Origin of the sequence: Roseburia sp. 831b, from assembly GCF_001940165.2 — a bacterium.
Taxonomy (GTDB): domain Bacteria; phylum Bacillota; class Clostridia; order Lachnospirales; family Lachnospiraceae; genus Roseburia.
Window position 1 is genome coordinate 2,851,027 of sequence record NZ_CP135162.1, and the last position, 25,918, is coordinate 2,876,944.

The 25,918-nt window shown below is 41.7% G+C and carries 24 protein-coding genes; 19 read left to right on the forward strand and 5 right to left on the reverse strand.

Going from position 1 to position 25,918, the window contains the following annotated elements; translation table 11 throughout:
• The first annotated feature begins 6 nt into the window (after positions 1 to 6).
• Positions 7 to 849, forward strand: a complete 843-nt coding sequence (locus BIV16_RS13205) for a M55 family metallopeptidase (protein WP_075680213.1) — start codon at positions 7 to 9, stop codon at positions 847 to 849.
• Between the two features lie 70 nt (positions 850 to 919).
• On the opposite strand, the gene BIV16_RS13210 is transcribed toward BIV16_RS13205, so the two are convergent.
• Both BIV16_RS13210 and BIV16_RS13215 read right to left on the reverse strand, forming a co-directional pair.
• Positions 920 to 2,029 carry a serine/threonine-protein kinase gene (locus tag BIV16_RS13210; protein ID WP_075680212.1) on the reverse strand — a complete coding sequence of 370 codons (1,110 nt, stop codon included), beginning with the start codon at positions 2,027 to 2,029 and terminating at the stop codon, positions 920 to 922.
• A gap of 227 nt (positions 2,030 to 2,256) precedes the next feature.
• Positions 2,257 to 3,531 (reverse strand): IS110 family transposase, encoded by a 1,275-nt coding sequence (locus tag BIV16_RS13215; RefSeq protein WP_075680211.1) that lies wholly within the window; start codon positions 3,529 to 3,531, stop codon positions 2,257 to 2,259.
• Between the two features lie 295 nt (positions 3,532 to 3,826).
• Between BIV16_RS13215 and BIV16_RS13220 the strand changes: the two genes are divergently transcribed.
• The 5 genes from BIV16_RS13220 to BIV16_RS13240 all read left to right on the forward strand — a co-directional run bounded on the left by BIV16_RS13220 (position 3,827) and on the right by BIV16_RS13240 (position 8,304).
• Positions 3,827 to 4,288, forward strand: coding sequence for a hypothetical protein (locus BIV16_RS13220; protein ID WP_075680210.1), 462 nt, complete (start codon positions 3,827 to 3,829; stop codon positions 4,286 to 4,288).
• 101 nt (positions 4,289 to 4,389) lie between these two features.
• Positions 4,390 to 5,319 carry a hypothetical protein gene (locus tag BIV16_RS13225; protein ID WP_075680209.1) on the forward strand — a complete coding sequence of 310 codons (930 nt, stop codon included), beginning with the start codon at positions 4,390 to 4,392 and terminating at the stop codon, positions 5,317 to 5,319.
• A gap of 79 nt (positions 5,320 to 5,398) precedes the next feature.
• The gene (locus BIV16_RS13230) at positions 5,399 to 5,767 is read left to right on the forward strand and encodes a hypothetical protein (protein WP_075680208.1); all 369 of its coding nucleotides are present in this window, start codon (positions 5,399 to 5,401) and stop codon (positions 5,765 to 5,767) included.
• A gap of 312 nt (positions 5,768 to 6,079) precedes the next feature.
• The gene (locus BIV16_RS13235) at positions 6,080 to 6,604 is read left to right on the forward strand and encodes a GNAT family N-acetyltransferase (protein WP_075680207.1); all 525 of its coding nucleotides are present in this window, start codon (positions 6,080 to 6,082) and stop codon (positions 6,602 to 6,604) included.
• A gap of 125 nt (positions 6,605 to 6,729) precedes the next feature.
• Positions 6,730 to 8,304 (forward strand): IS1182 family transposase, encoded by a 1,575-nt coding sequence (locus BIV16_RS13240; RefSeq protein ID WP_075679506.1) that lies wholly within the window; start codon positions 6,730 to 6,732, stop codon positions 8,302 to 8,304.
• Between the two features lie 60 nt (positions 8,305 to 8,364).
• Here the strand turns inward: BIV16_RS13240 and BIV16_RS13245 are convergent, their stop codons facing one another.
• Complete coding sequence (locus BIV16_RS13245; RefSeq protein ID WP_075680206.1) at positions 8,365 to 9,081, reverse strand: sugar O-acetyltransferase; 717 nt, start codon at positions 9,079 to 9,081, stop codon at positions 8,365 to 8,367.
• Positions 9,082 to 9,328: 247 nt separating this feature from the next.
• Here BIV16_RS13245 and BIV16_RS13250 point away from each other — a divergent pair, with 247 nt between their 5' ends.
• The 13 genes from BIV16_RS13250 (at position 9,329) to BIV16_RS13310 (ending at position 24,108) form a co-directional block, all read left to right on the forward strand.
• Positions 9,329 to 10,273 carry a substrate-binding domain-containing protein gene (locus BIV16_RS13250; protein WP_075680287.1) on the forward strand — a complete coding sequence of 315 codons (945 nt, stop codon included), beginning with the start codon at positions 9,329 to 9,331 and terminating at the stop codon, positions 10,271 to 10,273.
• 92 nt (positions 10,274 to 10,365) lie between these two features.
• Complete coding sequence (pstC, locus tag BIV16_RS13255; protein WP_075680205.1) at positions 10,366 to 11,229, forward strand: phosphate ABC transporter permease subunit PstC; 864 nt, start codon at positions 10,366 to 10,368, stop codon at positions 11,227 to 11,229.
• Positions 11,230 to 12,129 carry a phosphate ABC transporter permease PstA gene (gene pstA, locus BIV16_RS13260; RefSeq protein ID WP_075680204.1) on the forward strand — a complete coding sequence of 300 codons (900 nt, stop codon included), beginning with the start codon at positions 11,230 to 11,232 and terminating at the stop codon, positions 12,127 to 12,129.
• 19 nt (positions 12,130 to 12,148) lie between these two features.
• The gene (gene pstB, locus BIV16_RS13265; protein ID WP_075680203.1) at positions 12,149 to 12,901 is read left to right on the forward strand and encodes a phosphate ABC transporter ATP-binding protein PstB; all 753 of its coding nucleotides are present in this window, start codon (positions 12,149 to 12,151) and stop codon (positions 12,899 to 12,901) included.
• Positions 12,902 to 12,927: 26 nt separating this feature from the next.
• Positions 12,928 to 13,581, forward strand: coding sequence for a phosphate signaling complex protein PhoU (gene phoU / locus BIV16_RS13270; RefSeq protein WP_075680202.1), 654 nt, complete (start codon positions 12,928 to 12,930; stop codon positions 13,579 to 13,581).
• A gap of 211 nt (positions 13,582 to 13,792) precedes the next feature.
• Positions 13,793 to 15,553: a Na/Pi cotransporter family protein gene (locus BIV16_RS13275; protein ID WP_075680201.1), complete on the forward strand. Its 1,761-nt coding sequence runs from the start codon at positions 13,793 to 13,795 to the stop codon at positions 15,551 to 15,553.
• 77 nt (positions 15,554 to 15,630) lie between these two features.
• A complete protein-coding gene (locus BIV16_RS13280; RefSeq protein WP_075680200.1) occupies positions 15,631 to 16,305 on the forward strand; it encodes a response regulator transcription factor in 675 nt (224 codons plus the stop codon).
• Positions 16,302 to 17,615, forward strand: coding sequence for a sensor histidine kinase (locus BIV16_RS13285; protein WP_075680199.1), 1,314 nt, complete (start codon positions 16,302 to 16,304; stop codon positions 17,613 to 17,615). Before BIV16_RS13280 ends, BIV16_RS13285 begins: the two co-directional genes overlap by 4 nt.
• A gap of 265 nt (positions 17,616 to 17,880) precedes the next feature.
• Positions 17,881 to 21,177 carry a DEAD/DEAH box helicase gene (locus BIV16_RS13290; RefSeq protein WP_075680198.1) on the forward strand — a complete coding sequence of 1,099 codons (3,297 nt, stop codon included), beginning with the start codon at positions 17,881 to 17,883 and terminating at the stop codon, positions 21,175 to 21,177.
• A gap of 339 nt (positions 21,178 to 21,516) precedes the next feature.
• Entirely contained in the window at positions 21,517 to 22,101 is a 585-nt protein-coding gene (locus BIV16_RS13295) for a manganese efflux pump MntP (protein WP_075680197.1), read from the forward strand.
• An 11-nt stretch (positions 22,102 to 22,112) separates the two neighbouring features.
• A complete protein-coding gene (locus tag BIV16_RS13300; RefSeq protein ID WP_075680196.1) occupies positions 22,113 to 23,090 on the forward strand; it encodes a calcium/sodium antiporter in 978 nt (325 codons plus the stop codon).
• Positions 23,091 to 23,179: 89 nt separating this feature from the next.
• Positions 23,180 to 23,557 carry a zinc ribbon domain-containing protein gene (locus BIV16_RS13305; RefSeq protein WP_075680195.1) on the forward strand — a complete coding sequence of 126 codons (378 nt, stop codon included), beginning with the start codon at positions 23,180 to 23,182 and terminating at the stop codon, positions 23,555 to 23,557.
• 389 nt (positions 23,558 to 23,946) lie between these two features.
• On the forward strand, positions 23,947 to 24,108 hold the full coding sequence (locus BIV16_RS13310) for a hypothetical protein (RefSeq protein ID WP_159435930.1): 162 nt from the start codon (positions 23,947 to 23,949) through the stop codon (positions 24,106 to 24,108).
• A 26-nt stretch (positions 24,109 to 24,134) separates the two neighbouring features.
• Here BIV16_RS13310 and BIV16_RS13315 read toward each other — a convergent pair whose 3' ends face one another.
• Complete coding sequence (locus tag BIV16_RS13315; RefSeq protein ID WP_002575864.1) at positions 24,135 to 25,646, reverse strand: recombinase family protein; 1,512 nt, start codon at positions 25,644 to 25,646, stop codon at positions 24,135 to 24,137.
• 94 nt (positions 25,647 to 25,740) lie between these two features.
• Positions 25,741 to 25,896, reverse strand: a complete 156-nt coding sequence (locus BIV16_RS13320) for a hypothetical protein (protein ID WP_002575863.1) — start codon at positions 25,894 to 25,896, stop codon at positions 25,741 to 25,743.
• Between the last annotated feature and the right edge of the window lie 22 nt (positions 25,897 to 25,918).

The following is a 25,918-nucleotide window of genomic DNA, read 5'->3' on the forward strand; positions in this document are numbered from 1 at the left end:
TAAAAGATGAGACAGTTGATTGTAATTGCAGATATGGAGGGGGCAAGCGGAATTTTTGAGTCAAACAAAGAAGCTTGTCTGCATGAGGAAATATATCCACAAAACACATTGTGGCGTTCTTATGGAAGGGCGTGTATTACGAGTGATGTTCTGGCGGTGTGTAAGGCTGCCATGGAAATGGGAATAGATGACATACTGTTATATGATATGCATTTTGCGGGATGCGGCGAATTCAATGTTGAGTTGGAAAAGCTGCCATCCATTGTCCGTGTTTTTGACCTTCCTGACAGAGAAATGCATTGGCACAGAATCAGAGGGCAAGCAGGGATAGAACCATACGGAATTGTGACCGTTGGACAGCATGCCAGAAATGGTGAAAAAAATGCATATTTTCCACATACCATTCATACGCCACCGCTGGAATCATTTTATGTAAACGGTATTCACATTGCGGAAATCGGGGAGAGCGTCATGTGTTTTTCTGGTGTTCCGTATATCGCCAATATTGGATGTGCGGCATCACACAAAGAGGCACGGGAACTGTCGCCAAATGTGTCATGCATAACGGTAAAAGATAAAGCAAAAAATTGGGAACCGGAAAAAGAAGAAACGTTTCCTATTATCTATGATGGCATGATAAATGCTTTTCGCGATTATCAAAATAAAACAGCTTATCCGTATGCAGACCATTACAGTTGCGAACTCAATTTAACAGAGGGATATTTCTTTGAGGCACCTGCTGATTTCCCGTGGAAAGGTACTTTTCAGAAAAGAAGTGCAAAATGGGAGGCACATGATATTCTAACAGCGCTAAGTCTGTTCTGGGAGGTTCATGCGTATATAAGGTAAAAAAAATCCATATTCTCACCAAAGCGGTGGGAACATGGATTTTTTTTGTGTGTTATGATAAAGTTGTATTTTAACCTGGAAAGCAGACTGACTCGATAATAAAGAGCAGAATCATAAGTAAAAACATGCCTGCGATATCGAGTAAGATAATACCAAGATAATGTATGATAGGCTGCTTACTTTTACATAAAGGAAAAATATTCTGGATATTCAGATAATTAAATCCACAAAAAACAGGGAACATAAAAACAAGAAACATAAATATTCTGTTCAGCCAAAGCAATGTACCGTATGTATTTTCAACCTCTACAGATGAGCATATAAATATCATGAAAAGATATACCATGGAAGAAAGAACCATTTTCCAAGGCGTCATAGAACGAAAGCCGGGCGGAAGAAATCTTGATTTGTCAACAGGCAGAACTTTTTTAGACAATTCGCTACTAATGATGGAACGTTTATGTTCTGTATAGGGAAGAACAGATTTTTTACCCGTCATTTCCAGAATTGCTTTTTTTAGTTCTGCAACTGACTGATATCTTGCAGCTGGAGACAGCTGTGTGCATCGATTAATAATTAACTGGTAAACATTGATAAAACTACTGTTTGCGCCGGAAAGACTTTCCATCATTTCCTTTAATACAATTCCAAGGGAATAAATATCAGTCAGTGGAGAGGAGGAACCGAACCCGTATTGTTCTGGAGCAGCATAGCCTGGAGTGCCAAGAAGGACCGTGTCGGATGGAGCATCACTAGAAAACTGTTTTGCAGCATTAAAATCTAAAAGTACAGCATAATTATAACTTGTAATTATAATATTGGATGGTTTTATGTCACGATGGATAATAGGTGGATTCATAGCGTGCAAAGATTCTAGAATGTTGAACAGCATGAGCATATAATCTTTGATATCCGATATAAAAAGATCGGAGTGATCTATTTTTTCCTGTAGGGAGGTTCCGCTGATGTATTCTTCGATGACGACAAGTGTGTTGTTTTGCTCGTAAAAGTCGATAATGCGGGGAATACCGGCGATAGGATTCTGATATAGATGCTCGTAGACGTGAATATTGTAGACGTCCAGAATTTTTTGTACATAAACCTGGTTGGTAAATTCGGATTGTACGAGATATACTTTATGTTCTTCGTTTAAGGTGGAGATAATTTTGTAATCGTCCATGGTTTGCTTGCAGCCCTTTCGTGAAAATATATCGTTACGTGCTTGAAATAGCACAATAAATTTTAGTTATCAATACTAGTATAACAGAATGGAGACCAGCGCGCAAAAACAGCGCAAGATAGGAGCATAGTGTGAAAGAAAGTAGAGGACAGCCATAAATGGGCGCACTTTACTAAGCTGTCTAAATCAGGCAACTTTTTAGAGTGTTATAGATATAGTGAATTAGATTAAGAAGCTAATGGTTCATCAGGAGGAAGTATTCCCTCCCGTTGCAATAGTTTCTTGGCTTGCTTGATAGCTTTTGCCTTTTGTTTTTCAACAAGAGCTACAGGCATATCGATTTTGTAAAGATCGCTCGGATTCCACTGCTCACCAGTAGACAGCATCTGGTAGATGGCAGTAAGAATCATACGGGCAATAGCGATAATGGCTCTTTTCTTGCCACGACGTTTAACAAGTGATTCATATTTCTTTTTGTAGTAAGGAGATTTGTCAGATTTTACGGCTGCATGAGCACACTGTACTAATGCAGGTTTGAGGTAGACACCGGCACGTGTAATCCGAACAGATTTCTTCTTACCAGCAGATTCATTGCTGCCTGGTGTAAGACCAGCCCAGCAACATAAACGTTTGGAACTTGAGAACTGAGACATATCAGTACCGATTTCGGAGATGATAGTGATTGCACTATCACGTTTGACACCCGGAATGGTACAGAGGAACTGGACAGCATTTTCAAAATCAGGATTAGAAGAAATCATATTTTCTATCATTTTATCAACATCGTTGATTTCTGCTGTGATATAATCCATATGTGTGCGGACGAGGCGCACACGGTATTTTTGGGCATCAGTCATCTGATATCCTTCGACGGATTCTATAACAGCATCTTCTTTGGATTTGAGGCTCCGAAGAAGCTTAGATGCGATTTCTTCGTGGTTAATGGATGTACCCGATTGTTCAAGCAGATAGTCGATAATGGACATGGATGACTTCCCAAAGATATCGGAAACAACAGAATCTAATGCAACATTACAGACAGTAAGAGCATTCTGATATCGATTCTTTTCACTTGAACGGCAGGAAACAAGCTTGTAACGATAGCGAGTGTATTCCCTGAGAATACGGACTATCTTACAAGGGATATAGCTGCCTTTGACAAGTCCGAGACGGAATAAATCCCCAATCCATTTAGAATCTTTGGTATCATCTTTGTTGCCTTTCACAGCCTTTACCCACTTGGGATTGGCAATGACAACATTGATCTCATCTTCCAGAAGATTAAAGACAGGAACCCAGTATTTACCTGTGGATTCCATACAGACATCATGGCAATCATTGTCGAGAAGCCATTGCTTGAATTCAAGAATTGAATTGTTAAAGGTGGAAAAGCGCTTCTTTTGGTAAGAAGGCTCAATGCCACCAGTGGTTTTTACAATTGTGGCAACGAGAAAAGATTTGTGAACATCGATACCACAACAGGTTTGATAAGTAACTTTCATAGTCAGACTCCTTTCGTGAATGATAAGAAGCCATTGACTGAACTGCCACACAATTAAACTAAGGTGCTTAAACAATTCTTAGTGTACGGATTCATGATGCCACTTATTTGTGCTTGAAAAGGCAGAACTTACACTGATTATTATGCTGTCTAAAACGAAGAAAGTTATTACAACTCCTCCTCCCGTGCTTTGTAGTGTAGCTTCTTGCAAACTATTTTACAGCACAGTGTAGAGAGTTGGAACACTTTCATTACTATTTGTGCCGCCAGCCGAAGGCGGCGGAATGGAGATTATTATGAATGAAAAAAAGACAAAAGAGCTTGTAGATATTCTTGGAAAGACACATATTTCAGAATTTGATAAATATTGCAGAGAGCAAAAAGACAGTATTCTTCCAGAGGAGCAGGCATTTGGCAAATACATAAAGGGATTGCTCAAGGAAAGAAAACTCACACAACAAATTGTGTTTTTAAAAGCTGACATACCGGAAAAATATGGTTATAAACTTCTGTCCGGGGAAAAGCACACAAACAAAAGAGATATTATTTTGAGAATCTGTTATGCGGCAGAATTAACGTTAGAGGAGACACAGAGAGCATTGGAAAAATATAAAATGCCACAGCTTTATGCGAAAATTCCAAGAGATGCATTGCTGATGCTCATTTTTCAGGAACGCCCAGGTGGAATCATTGAGGTAAATGAGTTGTTGATGGAAAAGGGAATGAACATGTTACAAACAAGTGGTGTACAAGAGTAAAAAATTCAAAATTTCTTGCAAATTCACCCCTTTGCGGGGGCAACGGTGAATAAAATGCAATGCTATAATAGTCCTACAAATAACAGAGGAGGACTTAGTATATGAAAAAAAGAACAAAGTTATTGGCACTTGTACTTAGCGTTGTGACCATGTCGTCGATGCTGTTTGGCTGTGGGACAAGTGCCACCCCAAAAAAGAATATTGTTGCAGGGGGAGATACAACAGAGACCGGAGAAGCCAAAACAGAGGGAAGCACGGGCAGTGATACTGACGCTGTGCAGACTTCATCGGATGTGAGCATAGAAGAGAAGGTACTTGTTGATCAGGATGGTATCAAGATTACGGCTACCGAGTATGTGACAGACGGCATCATGGGTGATGGAATTAAATTACTTGTTGAGAATAACTCTGATACGGATTATACAATCGGGTGTGATGCACTTATTGTAAATGATTACATGATAACAGATTTATTCAGTGCAGATGTGGCAGCAGGAAAAAAATCAAATGAAATTATGTACCTTTCCTCATCAGAGTTAAAAGCGGCAGGAATTGATACCGTTGGAAAGGTGGAAATGTATTTCCATGCTTATGATTCCAATTGGGACAATCTTTTCCAAAATGTTTACGCTGAGATTGAAACGTCAGAATTTGCCAACATGGATACTACACCTAATGATGAAGGTATGGAACTATACAATGAAAATGGAGTTCGAATTGTAGGAAAAACGGTAGATGAGAATTCATTTTGGGGAACTGCATTTTTGCTTTATATTGAAAACACATCTGGAAAAAATGTAGGCATTAGCGTAGATAATATGTCTGTCAATGGGTACATGATGACACCATATTTTTCTACAACTGTGTATGACGGAAAGAAAGCCATAGACGATATTACGATTTTGTCTAGTGAATTAGAGGATAATGGAATTGAATCGATTGATCAGGTAGAACTCAAATTCCACATTTACAATGCGGATAGTTATGATACCATTGCGGATTCTGACACGATTACATTTTCAGCAAAGTAGTGTAAATATTGTTTGCATATAGATATCGTGTTTATGCGCAAATTTGAACTATAAAAATAGCACGAGAAAGGAATTTAATATGAAAGTTTGGAAATTAGTTTCAGGTATATTATCAATTATCTTATTTGTTATTGTCACATTTCAGTCATGTGCAGCAGGTCTATCAAATGCATTGGAAGCCAATGGAGAGGTTTCCGGAACAGCAGGAGTCATGGTAGCGGTTCTAATGTTAGCAGGTGGTATCGTTTCCATTGCATCGCGAAAAGCGAAAGGAAAAGGTGGAAATATTGCACTGATTGTTCTTTTTGGTCTGGCAGCACTGGTTGGATTTGCCAATTATGGAAGTTACTCAGATTTAGCAGTTTGGTCAGGATGGTGTCTGATAAATGCAGTTCTTGCAGTAGTAGCAATTCTGACAGGAAAGAAAAACAATAAGGATGAAGAGTAAGAGATTCATTACAATACATAATAGAATGACAAAATCATAAAATCACAATATAACACTTCACATGGTCGTAGTATGGTAACAAAACCAAAGGCTGCCATGGTGGAGTGTTTTTTATTTTATAGGATTCAGGTGTCAAAATGGCACATGATATTTTGGGGCAAATGTATACCAGAGAAGTGAATATTTTTCAAAAACTTTCGGTATGATGTAGCCATGCTACAAGATTAGGGATGGTAAATACAGAGATGTTAGTGTATATTGGAAGCAGTACGATTTTTAGTGAAAAAAGAAGCGCGAAGAAGGGAGCCTGGAATGAACATCGAATTAGTAAAATTAACACCAGAGTACAAGACGCAATTATTTGATATGTTAACAGAATGGAAAGCAGATATCGAGCAAAATCACACCAATCAGTCGCCATGGATGATTTTTCGGAATGATTTTCATGATTTTGATTATTATCTTGAAAATTTGGAGATAAAAGAAGGCGCAGCGAACGGCTGGGTGCCGGACACCACACTTTTTTGCCTGGATAAAGACCGGAATATATTTGTTGGCGCAGTCAATATTCGTCATTATTTAAATGAGGGACTTTTAAGAAGTGGTGGACACATCGGAGATGGCATCCGCCCAAGCGAAAGAAGAAAAGGATATGCGACGGCAATGATTGGTCTTGCGCTAAAGGAATGTAAAAAGTTAGGAATTGATAGAGTTTTAATGTGTTGTGACAAAGAAAATGTCGGTTCCGCAAAATCCATTCAGAAAAATGGCGGAGTCCTCGAAAATGAGATTGAAGAGGACGGAACCATTGAACAACGGTATTGGATTCAGCTATAACAAGAAATGAAAACAGAAAATATAAGAGAAGGGGCTGTGAAAAAAGAATAGTCCCGCATAAAAAAGAAAGACCAAGAGTTTTGCAATGAACTCAAGGTCTTTCTTTGTGTTATAATTAACTTACCATGAAAATTAATAACATAATCTATTCTAACCCAAAACAGGCAGTTTTGCCAATACTAATTCAAGATTATCTGGACATTTGTGATCCGGTGCTGACATTTGACAGATTTATGGGAGAAATCGAACTGGAGAAATATCTGAAAAATATTCCGCAACATCATACAGGAAGACTCAGATATGACCCGGTCAGCATGCTGAAGACAGTTTTGTTCGGATTTATGGAGAACGGCTATATATCATTGCGTGAGCTGGAGGATCAGTGCAAAGTCAATCTCCGCTTCATGTATCTCATGGATCATCAAACACCTTCTTACCGCACCTTCGGCTACTTCATTAACGAAGTAATTGCTGATTCCATTGAAGATATATTTCAGGACATAAACAAAAAAATCTTCGAGACAGAACATGTGGACCTCCAACATCTATATATCGATGGCTCCAAATTTGAAGCAAATGCGAATAAATACTCCTGGGTATGGAAAAAATCAACAGAAAAATCCAGATACCGCCTCTTTGATAAAATCACAACACTCTTTCAGGAAATCAATGAGGAACTGTCATGTACCGGTATAAAGTTTTGTATCAATAGTGAATATGCACCAGAGTATCTGAAAGAAGCCGCAGAACAGTATGCAAAAGCCTGGCAGATGGATAAAACGATGTTTGTTCATGGCAGGGGACATCGAAAAACCACGCAGCAGCGCCATTATGAGAAACTCAGTGAGTATGCTGCCAAGCTGGAAGAATACGTGGAAAAAATCAGGATCTGTGGAGAAGACCGCAACAGCTACTCAAAAACAGATCATTCGGCTACTTTTATGCGAATCAAGACAGACTACATGGGAAATGACCAGCTGCTTCCGGCTTATAATGTACAGGTCGGTGTTGCAGATGAGTACATTGCTGTTGTTGATGTAAATCAGTACCGCTCAGATATGGATTGTTTTGTTCCGCTGATGAACAAATTTTATACTACATATGGCTTCTATCCGAAGTATCCAGTAGCGGATGCCGGATATGGTTCTTACAACAATTACATCTTTTGTGAGCAGCATGGAATGGAAAAATATATGAAGTTTCCCATGTTCAAGAAAGAGACTACTGACAAAAAGTATCAAGAAGATCCATTTCGTGCAGTAAATTTCCCAATCGGGAAAGACGGAATCATGCGTTGCCCAAATGGGAAAAAATTTTATCTTCAGTACCGTAAAAACGTAAAGGGAAACAAGTATGGACGCCAGGAAGAAATATACCAGTGTGAAGACTGTTCTGGATGTCCATACGCTGAACACTGTAAAAAGACAGATAAAAACCGCACCGTTCGGATTAACCGTGAACTTACAGCGATGCATCAGGAAGTGATTGGAAATCTCGAAAGTATCCAGGGAGCACTTCTGAGGATGAACAGATCCATCCAGGCAGAGGGCACATTTGGTATCATAAAAAACGACCGTTGGTACAAAAGAATTGTCCGAAGAGGAATAAAATCTGTCCTGCTTGAAGTATTTCTTGTTTCTATTGGACACAATCTTTATAAATATCACAATAAACATGAAAAAAATGTAACAGCCGCATAGGATTCCATAATAGCCTTTCTTATGGGGTAAGGGGAATTATACACGTTTTATGAAATATAACTACTGTTGTATCCATAATAAAAAGGACGCATGAAAAAACTTTCGTTTTTTCACACGCCCTTTTCTTGCCGAAAGAGGCATTTCATTTTTTACATAAGTATCCCACACATGCATGCGGTCATTCTCGTCAATTTCGCGAAGCACTTTTGCTGGAACACCGGCCACAATACTGTTTGGTGGAACATCGCGGTTTACGACCGCACCAGCGGCTACGATGCTGTTTTTTCCAATGGTGACGCCACCACAAATTGTGACACTCGAACAAATCCAGCAGCCATCTTCGATGGTGATAGGAGCGGAATACTCCAAATCGTGATTACCGTCCGGGTAATCGGCAGGAAGACGTTCCTCGGAGAGAAACGGATGGTTCGGGGTTGCAAGCGTTACGTTAGCGCCAATCCAGACACCATTTCCAAGCGTAATCGGTGCCACATCAAGAAAAGTACAATTGTAGTTAACAAAACACCCCTTACCTACAAAGATATTGACGCCATATTCACAGTAAAATGGCGCAAAAACCCCCAGTTCTTTTCCTTTAGCGGACGGTATCAATTTTTCCAAAGCACGCTGCTTTGATTTCGTACGCTTTACAGGAATTCGATTAAACCGGTCACAGCGGGACATTCCGGCTAGATGCTGCTTTACAATATCTGCACTGCCTGCATTGTAAAGCTTTCCGGCTATCATACGGTCCCAATCACTTATATTCTGATACATTTCAATACATCCATTTTTCTATGATTATAAGGGGTGAAAGCAAAAGTTTCAACCAATATCCTGCAAATAAAAATGCGTATTCCTCCCAATCTTTACTTTCATTTTACAAATATTTTACCAAGCCGCATATTTGAATTTTACATGGCACCGCTAAAGTGTATCTTGTCAAAAGGAAAACAAATTGTCGTAAAGAAAACGGGCGGAAGTGTCCGTGTTGAGGAGACAGAATTTGGAGGATGAAAAGAGAATGAAAAAATTAATGTGTATGTTAGTGACAGGAATGTTGGCAGTCGGAATGTTGACTGGATGCGGCTCAAGTGCAGCAGATACAACAACAGACAAGCAGACAGAAGCTGCAGCAACAGATGCAGGTACAGATGAAAAAGACGCAGCAAGCGATTTTGATGCAGACGAGTACATTAGTGTAGTATCCAGAGAAGATGGTTCCGGTACAAGAGGAGCATTCATCGAACTTTTCGGAGTAGAAGAAAAAGACGCTGATGGAAATAAAATTGATAACACAACAGAGGAAGCAAATATTACAAACAGTACAGAAGTAATGCTTACAACAGTAGCTGGAAATGATTACGCAATCGGATATGTTTCCCTTGGTTCTTTAAACGACACTGTAAAAGCAGTTAAGATTGACGGTGCAGAAGCTTCCGTTGAGAACATCAAAAACGGTTCCTACACCATCCAGAGACCATTTAACATTGCAACAAACGGAAAAGTAAGCGACGTTGCACAGGACTTCATCAATTACATCATGAGTGCAGATGGACAGAAAGTAATCGAAGATAACGGATACATCTCCGTAGATGATTCAGCAGCAGCATTTGAGACATCCGGTGCAGAAGGAAAAATTGTCATTGCTGGTTCTTCTTCCGTAACACCTGTTATGGAAAAATTAGTAGAAGCTTACAAGAAAGTAAACACAGGTGCTGATATTGAGATTCAGGAAAGTGATTCTACAACAGGTATGACAGCAGCAATCGACGGAACATGTGACATCGGAATGGCTTCCCGTGAATTAAAAGATTCTGAAACAGAAGCTGGTCTTACAGCAACATCTATCGCATTAGACGGAATCGCAGTTATCGTAAACCAGAACAACCCAGTGGAAGACCTTTCCAGCGATACTGTAAAAGGAATCTATGTAGGCGACATCACAGAATGGTCAGCAGTACAGTAAAGAAAAAAGTAAAAAATAAATGTTAACACTGCGAGGAAAACCGGAGAAAATCTCTCCGGTACTTCGCAGTCATACGCATATTTGGAGAATATATGAAACGAAACAGTATAAAAGAAAAATTAATGGAAATTGTCTTTCTATTGACAGCTGTAGTTTCCATTGTGGCAGTAGGATTAATTTGTTTCTTCCTATTTATAAATGGATTCCCGGCATTCAAAGAAATTGGTGTCTGGAAGTTCCTGTCGGGAACAAAATGGAAACCAACAAATGGTATCTTTGGAATTTTTCCAATGATTTTAGGAAGCATTTACGTGACAGGCGGTGCGTTGATCATCGGTGTTCCGATTGGGATTTTGATGGCAATCTTTTTAGCACGTTTTTGTCCGAAAAAACTGTATAAAATTTTGAAACCGGTCGTAGATCTTTTGGCAGGAATTCCATCCATTGTATATGGATTCTTTGGATTGATTGTGTTAGTACCGTTCATCAGAGAACATTTCAAAGGAGATGGAAACAGCATTTTAACGGCCTCTATTCTGCTTGGAATCATGATTCTTCCAACCATTATCGGAGTGTCGGAATCCGCAATCCGCGCCGTAGAAAATACCTATTACGAAGGTGCACTTGCATTAGGAGCAACGCATGAGAGAAGCGTTTTCACCGTCATTGTTCCGGCAGCAAAATCAGGAATTATGGCAGCGGTTGTGCTTGGCATCGGACGTGCAATCGGTGAGACGATGGCAGTTATGATGGTAGCCGGAAACCAGGCGCGTGTGCCGGACAGCATTTTCAAGGGAGTTCGAACTCTAACTACAAACATAGTTATGGAAATGGGATATGCGACAGATTTACATAGACAGGCGTTGATTGCAACCGGTGTTGTGCTCTTTGTCTTTATTTTAATCATTAATATTTCATTCTCTGTTTTAAAAAGAAGAGGAAAGGAGGGAAATTAAATGTCAGTGAAAAGTGGAAAAACAAAAGAAAATCATGCAATTAATAAAGTGACATTAAAAGATCGTTTGTCTGCATACCGCAAACATCCGGGTTCCTTCCTTCTTTTAATATTGGTACTGCTCGCAGCAGTATTGACCGTTGGCGTGTTATTTTACCTGGTCGGTTATATTTTGATTCATGGAATTCCATACCTTTCACCGAAGCTTTTTGCATGGGAATACAATTCCGAAAACGTATCCATGCTGCCGGCGATGATTAATACATTGACGATGACATTCTTTGCGTTGCTTCTCTCTGTTCCATTTGGTGTCGGAGCAGCAATTTACCTCGTGGAATATGCAAAAAAGGGAAACAAGTTAGTCAACATTGTGCGTGTCACAGCAGAAACACTTTCCGGTATACCATCTATCATCTACGGATTGTTCGGAATGTTGTTCTTCGTAACAGCCTTAAAGTGGGGCTATTCCATGATTGCAGGTGCAGCAACGCTCGCCATTATGGTATTGCCAACCGTGATGAGGACAACCGAGGAAGCACTTCTTTGTGTGCCAGATTCTTTCCGGGAAGGAAGTTTTGGACTTGGAGCCGGAAAACTTCGTACCATTTTTAAAATTGTACTTCCGGCAGCCGTTCCGGGAATTCTCTCCGGTATCATTCTTGCAATCGGACGTATTGTAGGAGAGACAGCAGCATTGATTTACACATCAGGAACCGTCGCAAATGTTGCGGGTCTTTTGGATTCCGGTAGAACGTTATCCGTACATATGTACTCTCTTTCCAGAGAGGGTATGCATACGAATGAAGCAAATGCAACCGCAGTGGTATTACTGATTATCGTATTCCTGATTAATGGTCTGTCTTCTTTGATTGCAAAGAAGTTTGAGGCACCAAGGCAGTAAAAAGAAAGGTAAGAATTATATGTCAGAGAAATTTAAAATATCAAACTTAGATCTCTATTATAGTGATTTTCATGCGCTAAAAGGAATCAACATGAGTATTCCATCCAATGAGATTACAGCGTTTATCGGATCATCCGGCTGCGGAAAGTCCACATTTTTAAAAAGTTTAAACCGTATGAATGATTTGGTTGAAGGATGCCGCATCACAGGCGAAGTACTTTTGGATGGCGAGGACATTTACAAAGGAATGGATGTTAACCTTCTTCGAAAAAGAGTCGGCATGGTATTCCAGAAACCGAACCCATTCCCAATGAGCATTTACGATAATATTGCCTACGGTCCAAGAACACACGGAATCCGTTCCAAGGCAAAACTGGATGAAATTGTAGAAAAATCACTTCGTGATGCCGCTATCTGGGATGAGGTGAAGGATCGTTTGAAAAAGAGTGCGCTTGGAATGTCCGGTGGACAGCAGCAGCGTCTTTGTATTGCGAGAGCGCTTGCAGTAGAACCGGAAGTGATTCTGATGGATGAGCCGACATCCGCACTTGACCCGATTTCAACTTCGAAAATCGAGGATCTGGCAATTGAGCTTAAGAAAAAATATACCATCATTATGGTAACGCACAACATGCAGCAGGCAGTCCGTGTGTCCGACCAGACCGTCTTTTTCCTGTTAGGAGAGGTAATCGAGAGTGGAAAGACAGAGAAGCTGTTCTCCATTCCACAGGATAAACGGACAGAAGATTATATTACAGGTCGTTTTGGTTGATAATAATGGAAGAGAGGAAAAAGAGTATGAGAAATCGATTTGACAGACAGCTCGCAGAGCTGAACAATGAATTGATTGAGATGGGAAGTCTGATTGAACAGGCGATTGAGATGGGAATTTCCGCACTGGTAAAGCAGGATGTGGAAAAGGCAAAGAAAGCAATCGCATTTGACAATGAGATTGACCATCAGGAAAAAGAGATTGAAAATCTTTGCATGAAACTGCTGTTGCAGCAGCAGCCGGTTGCAAAAGACCTTCGTCTGATTTCCGCAGCATTAAAAATGATTACTGACATGGAGCGAATCGGCGACCATGCGGCTGATATTTCAGAGATGACGATTCTGATGGCAGATGCAACCTACGATGCAGCAAGCCTTGATATGAGTGTCATCAAGGAAATGGCAAAAGAGACGACAAACATGGTAATCAAAAGTGTCGAGGCGTTCGTCAACAAGGACTTAGACCTTGCAAGATACGTGCTTGGCCGTGACGATATCGTAGATGATTTGTTCATTCAGTTCAAACATCACTTAATCCAGATGATCAATGAGAATGTCAAAAATGGAGAGCAGGCAACAGATATGTTGATGGTTGCAAAATATTTTGAACGAATCGGTGACCATGCGACCAACATTGCAGAATGGGTCATTTACTCCATTACAGGCGAGCATGAGGACTAAAGAAAAACAATTTTTCCATCCTGGTTTCTCTTTTAAAAAGAAACAATTTGTTGTTTTGTAAAATGGATTTTACATAGATTTTACATAAAATTCTTATTTCTTTTACATAGTCTCAGTATAGTAAATTGCAAAGTGAGAAAAAATGCGGTATAACGGTTATAGAAGCTTTTTTTCACGATGACCAGTTGATTGTATGTAAAAGGAGAACAGGATGGATATTTTTGGAATACTGACACTTGTAGGTGGACTTGCGCTGTTTCTATATGGAATGAGCGTGATGGGTGCTGGACTTGAGAAAATGTCAGGAGGAAAGCTAGAGCGTATTCTAGAGCAGCTTACTTCGAACCCGCTCAAGGCAGTATTGCTTGGAGCAGGTGTAACCGCGGTGATTCAGTCATCATCTGCGACAACGGTTATGGTAGTTGGTTTTGTAAATTCCGGCATCATGAAATTGTCACAGGCGATTGGAATTATTATGGGTGCCAATGTTGGTACAACCGTAACGTCATGGTTGTTAAGCCTTACCGGTATTCAAAGCAGCAGTGTATGGATTAGTCTGTTGAAGCCATCCTCTTTTTCTCCGGTTTTGGCGATGATTGGTGTCATCCTATATATGTCCGGCAAAAGCGACAAGAAAAAGGATATCGGTGAGATTTTAGTCGGTTTTGCTGTCTTGATGTTTGGTATGGAGACGATGAGTGGAGCGGTAGAGCCTCTTGCAGATGTACCGGAATTCACGAACCTGTTATTAATGTTCAATAACCCAATTTTAGGTATTCTGGCAGGTGCCGCATTAACCGCCATCATCCAGAGTTCCTCAGCATCCGTTGGTATCTTGCAGGCATTGTCCGTGACAGGCGGATTCACATACGGATCTGTCATTCCGATTATTTTAGGACAGAACATCGGAACCTGTGTGACAGCGATGATTTCCGCAATCGGTGCAAATAAAGGAGCAAAGCGTACAGCATTTGTACATTTATATTTTAACCTGATTGGTACGGTTATTTTCCTGACCTTATTCTACTTAGGAAATGCCATTTTTAATTTCGCATTTACCAGCGAAGTGGTCGGTGTGACCGGAATCGCATTGGTTCATAGTGTATTTAACTTATTTACAACCGTAGTTTTATTGCCGTTTACAAAGGGACTCGAAAAATTAGCTTACTTGACGATTCCAGAGACCGAAGAAGAAAAGAAACAGTCGAACGATGTATTTGATGTGTTAGATGACAGATTCCTGACATCACCGGCGTTTGGAATTGAACAGTGCCGCACACTGGTGGTGCAGATGGCACAGCTAACCAGGGACAGTTTTTTACAGGCGATGGACGTGCTTGCTTCCTACGATGAAAATAAGGCACAGGAGGTTGCAGAAAAAGAGACAAGGGTGGATACTTATGATGATAAGGTAAGTGCCTACCTGACAAGATTAAGCAGCGAAAATCTTTCTTACGAGGACAGTCTGCGTGTGACAACACTGATGCACTGTATCACAGATTTTGAGCGTATTTCCGACCATGCCTTAAATGTGGTGGAAAGCGCAAAACAGATGAAAAAGGACGACAGCGCTTTTTCGAAGAAGGCAAGAGAAGAAATGAAAGTGTACTGTGCTGCAATTGAGGACATCCTGACCCGCACGACAAAGGCATTTGAGACAAATGATGAGACACTTGCGCGTACCGTTGAACCGCTTGAGGAAGTCATTGACCGTCTGAATAAGAAAGTGAAAAAGCATCATATGAAACGTCTCCGCAAAGGAAAATGTACGATTGAACTTGGTCTGGTGTTGTCGGATGTTGCAATGAATTTTGAGAGAGTGGCAGACCATTGTTCCAATATTGCGGTATGTCTGATTCAGCTTCGGGATACGCAGGTTGAGCAGCATAGTTTTACGGAGCAGCTTGGAGAGGAGGAGTCTGAGCAGTTTGCCCTGCAGGTAAAAGCATTCAAAAAGAAATATGATTTATAAGAAATAGATGGAGAGAGGGTTGTTACAGAAGTGGCAATCCTTTTTCTGAAATAAAGTCAGAAAGAGAGGGAGAGACAGTGGCAGATATTTTTGTGGTAGAGGATGATGTCAACATCCGGGAGATAGAGCGCTACGCATTGAAGAACAGTGGCTATGAAGTGGAAGAGTTTGAGTGTGGAGCGACATTGTTTGAACGTCTGGAGCAAAAAGTACCGGATCTTATGATTTTAGATATCATGCTGCCGGGTGAGGATGGTTTGGAAATCCTGACAAAAGTGCGTGCAAATGAGCGTACGGCGCAGGTTCCGATTATCATGGTAACAGCAAAAACTTCCGAATTAGATAAGGTAAAAGGCTTAGACCTTGGAGCGGATGATTATCTGACAAAGCCGTTCGGTGTGATGGAGCTGATTTCAAGAGTGCGTGCCTTGCTTCGCCGTGCACAGGCAAAACCACAGGTGGCATCCAAACTTACATATGGGGATATCGTTGTGGATAACGATCGCCATGCAGCGTATGTTTGTGGAGAAGTCTGTGAGCTGACGTACAAAGAATTTGAACTTTTAAAATATCTGATTTTAAACAAGGGAATTGTGTTATCCAGAAATAAGATTATGGATCAGGTATGGGGATTTGATTACGAAGGAGAAAGCCGTACGGTCGACATGCATATTAAGACGCTCCGTCAGAAGCTAGGCGAGAGTGGAAGCTGTATCAAAACCGTCCGTAACGTAGGGTATATGATATCATGAAAAAAAGACTAAACCAAAGATTTGTCATCATAGCTGCAACTGCAATTGTAGTTACGGCGGTGTGTGCGATGTTTCTGTTTTTTCATTTTCTGACGGAACAGATTTATGAAGATTTAAGGGCGAATGCGCATGTAATTGAGACGTTCGAGCCAGAACAGCTTGAGCAGAAACTGAATTATGATTTGAGTGAAGATGGACTGCGCATCACGATTGTAGCATCGGACGGAAGTGTTGACTATGACAGTGCCCAGGATGCTGCAACGATGGAAAATCACGCCAAAAGACCAGAGATTAAGGAGGCGTTGCAAAACGGTGAGGGAACTTCCATGCGCCGCTCAAAGACTTCTTCCGTGCATACATTTTACTATGCGACGAAAATGGATAACGGCGAGGTACTTCGAATCGGAAAAGAAAGCGGAAGCATTTACCGTTATCTGACAAGCTTGCTGATTTTGATTGTGATTATAAGTATTCTGATTTTGCTGGTATGTATCTGGTTTTCCCATATCCTGACAAGAAGGCTGGTGGAGCCGATTGAAAAGTTAGCAGACAATCTTGTTATGGTAGACGACAGTGCAGTCTATGAGGAGATGCGCCCGTTTATTTCCACCATCAAAAAGCAGCATATGGATATTTTAAATCATGCGAGAATGCGCCAGGAATTTACCGCCAATGTATCGCATGAGCTAAAAACGCCGCTTACGGCAATTTCCGGTTATGCGGAACTGATTGAAAGCGGGATGACGAATGAGGAGGACACCAGACATTTTGCAGGAGAGATTCATCAAAGTGCAGAACGTCTTCAGGTGTTAATCAATGATACGATTAAGCTTTCTGAGTTAGACGACTCTAACTTAGAGCTGGAGTTAGAGCCGGTTGATTTGTATGAATGTGCAAAAAAATGCTTAGAATCGCTTAAGATTCCGGCTTCCAAAAATGAGGTTGAACTGATACAAGAGGGTACCTCCGTGCCAATGAGTGCAAATAAGACGTTGATTGACGAGCTTTTATACAACCTTTGCAGCAACGCCATACGCTATAACAAAAAAGGTGGAAAGGTGACGGTGACGACGGCGGTTGAGGACGGCAGACCAATGCTTTTGGTGGCAGATACCGGAATCGGAATTCCAAAAGAACATCAGAGCCGTGTGTTTGAACGCTTTTACCGGGTGGATAAGAGCCGTTCGAAATCGACCGGAGGAACCGGACTTGGTCTTGCGATTGTCAAACATATCGTGGCGCAGCACGGAGCCCAGATTAGCTTGACGAGTGAAGAGGGCGTGGGAACCGAAGTAAAAGTAGTGTTCTAGTACGAAAGAATGAGTTTTTGTCTCACTTTTCTTTGGAAATTGTCGGAATTTGTCAAATTGTACAAAAAATTTAGAAAAAAGGAATGGGATTTTTCCGCGTTGAATGGAAAAATTCCATTCCTTTTTGCAGTTTCTGTGTTAAAATTGAAAGATAGCCTATTTCGACGATTAAGGGTGAGAGAAATGGGAAAAAGAGATTGAGTATATACTTCCATGCTGTGGAAATTATATGGTATTACAACGAATGAAGGAGGATTGGGTGACGATGTTTAGTTTATCGGACATCCGGGAGGAAGCCTTTCCGGCAACTTTTCGAAAAGGCAAAGATTATTATGAAAAAGGCGCAGTAAGGGAATTTTCCTATGAGATTTATACGGTGGAAGATTTGCCTGTGGCAGATTTGACAGCACGCGTAGATGGAAGTACAGGGAACAGTTATCAGGTAAATGCAACCGTGGATGAGGAGTTTGGCGATATTCAGTCGTTTTCCTGCGAATGTGATGCATTTTATCATTATAATGGGTTGTGTAAACATTGCGTTGCGGCGTTAATCATGTATATCAACAGACGTACGCCAAAAGATATTTTAATGGCACGTGGCGCAAAATCACTCAGTGAAAGAGAAGAAAGCGGTGAGATTGATGCACCGCATGAGACCACAAATGGTTTGAAAAATGTGCTGAATCAGTATGCACTCCGGGCAAATACGGTTTACCTTTTGCCAGAGACCATTTATGGAAAGGTGGAGGTAGAACCGTATTTTGAGATGGATTACGGTTATGCCAGAGTAGAATTTAAGGTTGGAATTGACCACAAATATGTGTTGAAAAATATATCGTCCTTTTTGCAGTCCATTCACCAGAACGAGAGAGTTCATTATGGCAAAAAACTAGACTTTTATCACAATATGCATGCATTTTCAAAGCAGGCGCAGAAGGTCATTTCCTTTTTAAAACAGATGGATGACGATAAGAAACGTCAGAGCCAGTATCATGCGTATTATGCGTATTCCGGCGGCTACGAGAGAACCATGGAGTTGGATGCACTGGGGATTGACCGCTTTTTTGCAGCGATGGGAACGGAACCATTTTTTGCAACGCTAGGTTCCTGTCCGGAGGAGCGTTATCAGATTTCGGAGGAGTACAGAGTGCCGAAGCTCACACTCCGTGGTGGAAGTGACGGAGCGTATGTCATTTTGGAGGATTTGAATCTGATTAACGGTCAGGAGCATTACTATTTTTATGAGGATGGCATCATTTATCGAAGCAAACCAGAATTAAAAGGAAAAGTTTCGGATTTCTTCGACTTTTTAACCAGACAGATTGGAAATGAGTGCTTCATCGGAACAGAAGAACTTCCAATGTTCTGCCGTGATTTACTGCCATTGGTTCGTGAAACTTTTGACGTAAATGCAGAAGGTTTTGATGAAAGTCTTTATGTTCCGCCGAAGCCGGAATTTGAGCTTTACTTAGACCGCAAGAAAAATGACCTTGTCGGCGCAAAACTCATGGCGGTTTACGGTGATTCCAAGTACAATGTACTGCTGAAAATCCAGCCGGGCGAGGTGCGCGATGTCTCTGAGGAACTCCGCATGAAAAGTCTGGTAGAGCCATATTTCAATCAGATGGATCAAAACCAGAGCCTGTTTATGCTGGCAAAAGACGAGGATATGCTTTACCAGCTTGTCTCCGGGGGGCTGCAGCGTCTCAGCCGATACATGACAATCTATACGTCACAGGGATTCCAGGCACTTAAGGTGGTTGGTTCTCCAAGCGTTTCCGTTGGCGTCAACTTAAAGAGCGACCTTCTGGAGCTAAACATTGAATCCGGGGAAATGTCAAGCGACGAGCTTGCCTATCTTTTGTCCAAATATGACCGGAAAAAGAAATATATCCGCCTGAAAAACGGCGATTTCTTAGATGTGGCAGAGGACGGTGTCAGTCTTCTTGCTGAGATTAGCGAAGATTTGCACCTAAGCGAGACGAATCTGAAAAAAGGAAAAGTGATTGTACCAAAATACCGCGCGATGTATCTTGACGCGTCATTAAAGAACATGAATCTTCTGACAGTTGAAAAGAATAAGGAGTTTAAGGCGATGGTCCGCAACATGAAAACCATCGAGGACAGTGATTACGAGGTGTCAGATTCCTTAAAAGGCATTATGCGAAGCTATCAGAAAAATGGTTTTATGTGGTTAAAGACGCTGCGTGAAAACGGTTTTGGCGGAATCTTAGCCGATGATATGGGTCTTGGTAAGACCTTGCAGGTCATCAGTCTTCTTTTGGCGGAGGAGGAAGAGTACAAGGCGGGGGAAAAAGAGAAGAAACGTTCGTTGATTGTCTGCCCGGCATCTCTTGTATACAACTGGCAGAAAGAGGTTGAGCGGTTTGCACCGTCTTTGGAGACAGTCATGGTAACCGGCAGCGCAAGCGAGCGAAAAGACATTATTAAAGGCACAAAAGAGGGACAGGTGTTAATTACATCCTATGACCTTTTAAAACGTGATGTAGAGCATTATAAGGATCTTGTTTTTGCAATTCAGGTTATCGATGAGGCACAGTACATCAAGAATGCAGGCACACAGGCTGCCAAAGGCGTCAAACAGATTACCGCAGCATTTAAGCTGGCATTGACCGGAACACCGATTGAGAACCGCTTAAGTGAGCTTTGGAGTATTTTTGATTACTTAATGCCAGGATTTTTATATACGTACCAGAAGTTTAGGGAAGAGATTGAGATTCCGATTATGACGAATCAGGATGAAAATAAGATGGAGCGTTTGCAGCGTATGATTCGTCCGTTTATCCTGCGCCGTCTCAAAGGTGATGTATTAAAAGACCTTCCTGAGAAGCTGGAAGAAAATGTATTCGCAAAACTCGAAGGTGAGCAGAAAGAACTTTACCAGGCACACGTACAGCATATGCACCAGATGCTCGACAATAAATCGGATGCAGAATTTAAGTCCGAGAAGTTCCAGATTCTTGCAGAACTTACCAAGCTTCGCCAGCTTTGCTGTGACCCGGCATTGCTGTTTGAAGACTACCCGGGTGGGTCCGCAAAGAGCGATATGTGTATGGAATTAATTGAAAACGCTGTCAATGGTGGTCATAAGGTATTGCTGTTCTCACAGTTTACGACGATGTTAGACCGTCTGTGTGACCGCTTAGGAAAATCAGGAATTTCTTATTACAAACTGACAGGTTCTGTCAACAAAGAGAAACGTATGCAGATGGTAGAGAACTTTAACAAAGATGATACATCTGTATTCTGTATCTCCCTAAAAGCAGGAGGAACCGGTTTGAATCTGACGGCAGCAGACATTGTCATTCACTATGATCCATGGTGGAACGTTGCAGTCCAGAACCAGGCGACAGACCGTGCACACCGAATCGGACAAAAGAACATTGTCACTGTATATAAGCTCGTTTCCGAGGGAACGATAGAAGAGAAGATTGTTCAGATTCAGGAAAAGAAAAAACATCTTGCCGAGCAGGTCTTAGAGGGCGATGGGATGGATTCCGTATCCTTCACAAAAGAAGAGATTATGCAGCTCCTTGGATAAATTTTTGCAGAAGTAAGATTGTGCAAAAAAAGATACAAAAAGATGGCAGAATTTAATTGACAATGATTCTCAAATAACGTATAGTTAAGAAACATTGAATATACACCTGTGGGTGTATACAAAAGCTGCCACATGGCTGGCAGCCATCATATTCCGTGAGGGAGTAGTTCGCGTAAAACGTGATTTGTCAACATACCGGCGACCGATGGAAGTTTCTATCAGGGGACCTGGCAAATCTTAAAGAATGAGACTCATGTATGCATTGAGGACAGGGAGACTGGATTTTTTGCATACATCGAGTCTCTTTTTTCATGTAGACAAAGGAAAAGGAGAAAAAATATGTCGCTATTTATTGTATTATTTTTAATGGGAGTCGGGCTTTCCATGGACGCATTTGCGGTATCCGTCTGTAAGGGCCTTGCGATGCGCAAGGTAAACAAAAAACAGGCAATTGTCATCGGTTTATTTTTCGGAGGATTTCAGGCATTGATGCCACTGCTTGGCTGGTCACTGGGCATTCAGTTTGAGCAGTATATCACAAGTATTGACCATTGGATTGCCTTTATTTTACTTGGATTTATTGGTGGAAAAATGATTGTGGAAGCAGTAAAACCAGATGATGAATCCGTAGAAGTAAAAGAGATGGACCCACCACTCAACATCAAGGAAATGTTTGTGCTTGCGATTGCAACCAGCATTGATGCGCTGGCGGTTGGTATTACATTTGCATTTTTGGATTACCCAATTGTGGAATCAATTATTATTATCGGCATAACTACATTTGTAATTTCAATCATCGGTGTTTATATTGGTAACTTCTTCGGCAGCAAATATAAGCAGAAAGCGGAACTTGCCGGCGGTATCATTTTAGTACTGCTCGGTGTTAAAATTTTATTAGAGCATCTTGGTGTGCTCGCATTTTAGGAGGAAAGACGATGTTACAAATTGGAAAAGCAATTCTTTTTTTGGTAATCGGATTTGTATTTTTGATTAAGGGAGCAGACTTTTTCGTGGAAGGAAGTTCTTCTGTTGCAAAGAAGCTGCGCGTGCCATCCATTATTATCGGTCTTACGATTGTGGCAATGGGGACAAGCCTGCCGGAATGTGCGGTCAGTGTGACGGCTTCCATCACCAACAACAATTCACTGGCAATCAGTAATGCGGTTGGCTCTAATATTTTTAACCTGATGGTGGTATGTGGGTTCTGTGCCGTGTTTACGCCACTTACCGTTACTGCAAGCACAATGAAAAAAGAATTTCCATTTTCCGTCATCTGTGCGTTGCTGTTATTGGTTCTTGGATTCTTTGGAATGACGCTGGGACATATCGATGGTGTGATTCTGATTGTATTCTTCGCAGGATTTTTATTCTGGATGATTAAATCTGCACAAAAAGCCCGCTCTATTAACCCGGAAGCGGAATTGGATGACGAAATTGTTGTGGATGAAGCAGAAGATATCAAAATTCTTCCGGTTTGGCGCTGCATCATTTACATTATCGGTGGAGCAATTGCGATTGCAATCGGTGGAGATCTGGTTGTCGACGGCGCATCTGTTGTGGCAGCAGCATTAGGACTCAGCCAGACCTTGATTGGGCTTACCGTCGTTGCACTCGGAACCAGCCTGCCAGAGCTTGTAACCTCCATCGTCGCTGCAAAGAAAGATGAAGTCGATATGGCGCTTGGTAATGTGATCGGTTCCAATATCTTTAATATTCTTTTTGTGCTCGGTATTGCGGCGACAATCAGTCCGGTCGAATTCATCACAGAAAATATCATTGATATTGTGATTCTGGTTGCCATGAGCATTCTCGTCTGGCTTTTCGCATGGTCCAAAAAGAAAATTGTGCGCTGGGAAGGCGTCACCATGCTTGCAATTTATGCCGCTTATGTGGTTTATATTTGTATTCGTTAGGAAAAAGCGGTAAAATAGATAGGTAAACAATTGTTATGCGCCACAAAATGGCGCACCGGGGAATTGAAGTTGATAAGGAGGAAATTAAAATGTCAGTATTGGATGATGTAAAAGATTCTTTATTTACAGCGGGAAAAGAGGTTTCCCAGAAAGCAAAAGATGTTTCGGAAATTGCGAAACTTCGTCTCGACTTAAAGTCCAAACAGGATTTCGTAGAAAATCAGTACAAAGAACTGGGAAGAGCTTATTACCAGGCACATAAAGATGCAGAGGAAATGAGCCCGCAGGAGGCAGAACAGTTTGCAAACATCACAGAGGCATTAGAGGAAATTAACAGAATGCACGCAGAGATTTTAGCAATCAAAGGTGCATTAGAATGTCCAAAGTGCGGCAACAAGATGCCAGAAGGAGCTACATTTTGCAGCAAATGCGGTACAAAATTAGACGATATGTTTGAAGAAGAATAAAGTCTTTTGGGCGTAGGATTCGAGAAAGAAGCGCATACGCCCAAAATGAAGAGATATAACATGAATTATGTAAACTAAATGGGCGTGGGAGATTGCGACGTAATCCTCCACGCCCCGTTTTTTGCGTATAGAGGGGCGTAGCAAGGAGTTGGACAAGGGCTGCGCCCATAATTGAAAGTGGGATGAAAAATATGGGGTGGGACTTACAAGAGTTTTGCATATAGTGGTAAAAGTGTACGGAACACGCATTGTAAACCATTAAGAAGGGTGGTAAAATAGTAAGGTTATATAAAAATTTACTAAAAAAATATTTGCATAATAACATTTAAATTACAAAGGCCGGGTAATATTTTGGAAAAAATAAGTATTTATGATGGAAGGAAGAAGAGATGGTAGAACAATCAATTTTTATCAATAATAATGAGCTGAGAAATTGGATAAATAATGCATATGATTTAGGGATAGATAAAGTTGAAAAAACGGAATTAGGAAGTGCAAATTGTTATTATTTATATTCGAAAGTACAGTTTACAAGGGACTACACAGGGTAGGTATCTGACGGGAGGGGTGCCGCCAGTCAGATTTTCCATGTGATGTTCAAGCTGTCGCTTGTGGCGGCTATGGTGGTGATCATCAAATCCACCACACGCCGCTTGTCATCAAAAGATACATTCTCCCAGGTATCGAGGTAGCCGGAAATCTGGCTGACCTGTTCCGGGCTGATGGCCTCCACAGTCAACTCCGCTATCCTTGCCAGAAGTTCCTGCTTGCGCCCGTCCAGTTCCGCTATCTTCACATTCACATAGGAGAACAGGACATTGTTTGCCCCCGTCAGACTGTCCACCAGCTTTTCAATCTCGCTGTCTACATGGGCAAGTTCCACTTGCAGGGCGGTGATTTTCGGGTTTGCCTTTGCCGCTTTCTTTTTTCCTGTCAGCGTCTTGTAGCTTGCCAGCTTCTTTACCATCTGCTGATAAACAACCGCTTCCAGTTCCGAAGTGATGATTTTCCCACAGCCAGGACAGCTTTTATTGTCCAGCCGTTTCGTGCAGCGGAGATACTGTTTGCCGGAGGGATTGTAGATACTCATAAGAGCATACCCGCAATTCCCGCACTTGATTTTTCCTGCCAGCCATGTGTGGGTGGCTTTCCGGGCAGACTGGATTTTCATGTTGTTCATCAGCTTCTTGCGGCAGGTCAGCCAGGTGTCGGAGGGGACGATACCCTCATGGGGAGCCAGTACCAGCATTTGGTCTTTTAAGTCGTTTTTCTTGCTGGCCTTTACATCTCGCCCTTGATACAGATAGCAGCCGTTCATGCCCGTAAAATCGGCAACGTCATTGACAATGACTGTACCTTGACTTTTGAAAAATTCGTACACATCAAGGTCTGCCTGCACATAGACAGGATTGCGTAACATCTGCGCCAGCGTGGGGCGTATCAGCTCTTTGCCATGGAACAAAATCCCCTGTTCGGCAAAGTACCGGGTAATGTCCCCGTAGGAAGTTGTGGGCTGGGCGTACATCTCAAACATCAGCCGGATATTGGCCGCTTCCTCCGGGTTTACCACCAGCTTCTTTGTGTTGATACCGTCCATCTTGATAGGCTCCGTATGGAAGCCGTAAGGGGCTTTCCCGCCCATCTTAAAGCCCCGCTGACTGCGGGAGTAGTAAGCGTCCGTTACCCGCTTCTGTATCGTTTCCCGTTCAAGCTGGGCGAACACGATACAGATATTCAGCATGGCCCGTCCCATCGGCGTGGAGGTATCAAACTTTTCCGTAGAGGACACAAACTCCACATTGTACTGCTGGAACAGCTCCATCATGTTGGCAAAGTCCAGAATGGAACGGCTGATACGGTCGAGCTTGTAAACCACGACCTTTGCAATCAAGCCCCGCTTGATGTCCCGCACCAGTTCTTGAAACTTCGGACGGTCTGTGTTCTTGCCGCTGTACCCTTTGTCTGTGTATTCCTTGCAGTTACCGCCTTTCAACTCGTATTTGCAAAATTCAATCTGGCTTTCAATGGAAATGCTGTCCTTTTTGTCTACCGATTGTCTTGCATAGATTGCGTCTATCCGATTGTTCATATTGTCGCTCCTTTTCTTAAAAAAGAAACGGAGCTGCTGACAGTTCTATTATACCGCCAGCAGCCCCGCAAATCAATGATGGGTTTGGAAAACCTTATGTCCCGGCTTCCTCACTCTCCCGCTTGTCGGCGTACTTGCGGAACACCTCATAAAGCTGCTGTTCCAGTTCCCGGCGTTTGGCTGCTTCCTGTTCCGGCGTGAACACCGGGGAGAGATTTTCCAGTGTGATTTCCTTTCCCTGAAAAGTCACGATTTCGATTTCCTTTTTGTAT

Excerpts from the sequence above, each read along its gene's own strand:
- pstA (WP_075680204.1), top strand. The coding sequence starts at position 11,230 with ATGTCAGTGAAAAGTGGAAAAACAAAAGAAAATCATGCAATTAATAAA.
- BIV16_RS13225 (WP_075680209.1), top strand. The coding sequence starts at position 4,390 with ATGAAAAAAAGAACAAAGTTATTGGCACTTGTACTTAGCGTTGTGACC.
- pstC (WP_075680205.1), top strand. The coding sequence starts at position 10,366 with ATGAAACGAAACAGTATAAAAGAAAAATTAATGGAAATTGTCTTTCTA.
- BIV16_RS13240 (WP_075679506.1), top strand. The coding sequence starts at position 6,730 with ATGAAAATTAATAACATAATCTATTCTAACCCAAAACAGGCAGTTTTG.
- BIV16_RS13210 (WP_075680212.1), bottom strand. The coding sequence starts at position 2,029 with ATGGACGATTACAAAATTATCTCCACCTTAAACGAAGAACATAAAGTA.
- BIV16_RS13220 (WP_075680210.1), top strand. The coding sequence starts at position 3,827 with ATGAATGAAAAAAAGACAAAAGAGCTTGTAGATATTCTTGGAAAGACA.
- BIV16_RS13235 (WP_075680207.1), top strand. The coding sequence starts at position 6,080 with ATGAACATCGAATTAGTAAAATTAACACCAGAGTACAAGACGCAATTA.
- pstB (WP_075680203.1), top strand. The coding sequence starts at position 12,149 with ATGTCAGAGAAATTTAAAATATCAAACTTAGATCTCTATTATAGTGAT.
- BIV16_RS13310 (WP_159435930.1), top strand. The coding sequence starts at position 23,947 with ATGGTAGAACAATCAATTTTTATCAATAATAATGAGCTGAGAAATTGG.
- BIV16_RS13300 (WP_075680196.1), top strand. The coding sequence starts at position 22,113 with ATGTTACAAATTGGAAAAGCAATTCTTTTTTTGGTAATCGGATTTGTA.
- BIV16_RS13285 (WP_075680199.1), top strand. The coding sequence starts at position 16,302 with ATGAAAAAAAGACTAAACCAAAGATTTGTCATCATAGCTGCAACTGCA.
- BIV16_RS13290 (WP_075680198.1), top strand. The coding sequence starts at position 17,881 with ATGTTTAGTTTATCGGACATCCGGGAGGAAGCCTTTCCGGCAACTTTT.
- BIV16_RS13250 (WP_075680287.1), top strand. The coding sequence starts at position 9,329 with ATGAAAAAATTAATGTGTATGTTAGTGACAGGAATGTTGGCAGTCGGA.
- BIV16_RS13245 (WP_075680206.1), bottom strand. The coding sequence starts at position 9,081 with ATGTATCAGAATATAAGTGATTGGGACCGTATGATAGCCGGAAAGCTT.
- BIV16_RS13215 (WP_075680211.1), bottom strand. The coding sequence starts at position 3,531 with ATGAAAGTTACTTATCAAACCTGTTGTGGTATCGATGTTCACAAATCT.
- phoU (WP_075680202.1), top strand. The coding sequence starts at position 12,928 with ATGAGAAATCGATTTGACAGACAGCTCGCAGAGCTGAACAATGAATTG.
- BIV16_RS13315 (WP_002575864.1), bottom strand. The coding sequence starts at position 25,646 with ATGAACAATCGGATAGACGCAATCTATGCAAGACAATCGGTAGACAAA.
- BIV16_RS13275 (WP_075680201.1), top strand. The coding sequence starts at position 13,793 with ATGGATATTTTTGGAATACTGACACTTGTAGGTGGACTTGCGCTGTTT.
- BIV16_RS13295 (WP_075680197.1), top strand. The coding sequence starts at position 21,517 with ATGTCGCTATTTATTGTATTATTTTTAATGGGAGTCGGGCTTTCCATG.
- BIV16_RS13205 (WP_075680213.1), top strand. The coding sequence starts at position 7 with ATGAGACAGTTGATTGTAATTGCAGATATGGAGGGGGCAAGCGGAATT.
- BIV16_RS13305 (WP_075680195.1), top strand. The coding sequence starts at position 23,180 with ATGTCAGTATTGGATGATGTAAAAGATTCTTTATTTACAGCGGGAAAA.
- BIV16_RS13230 (WP_075680208.1), top strand. The coding sequence starts at position 5,399 with ATGAAAGTTTGGAAATTAGTTTCAGGTATATTATCAATTATCTTATTT.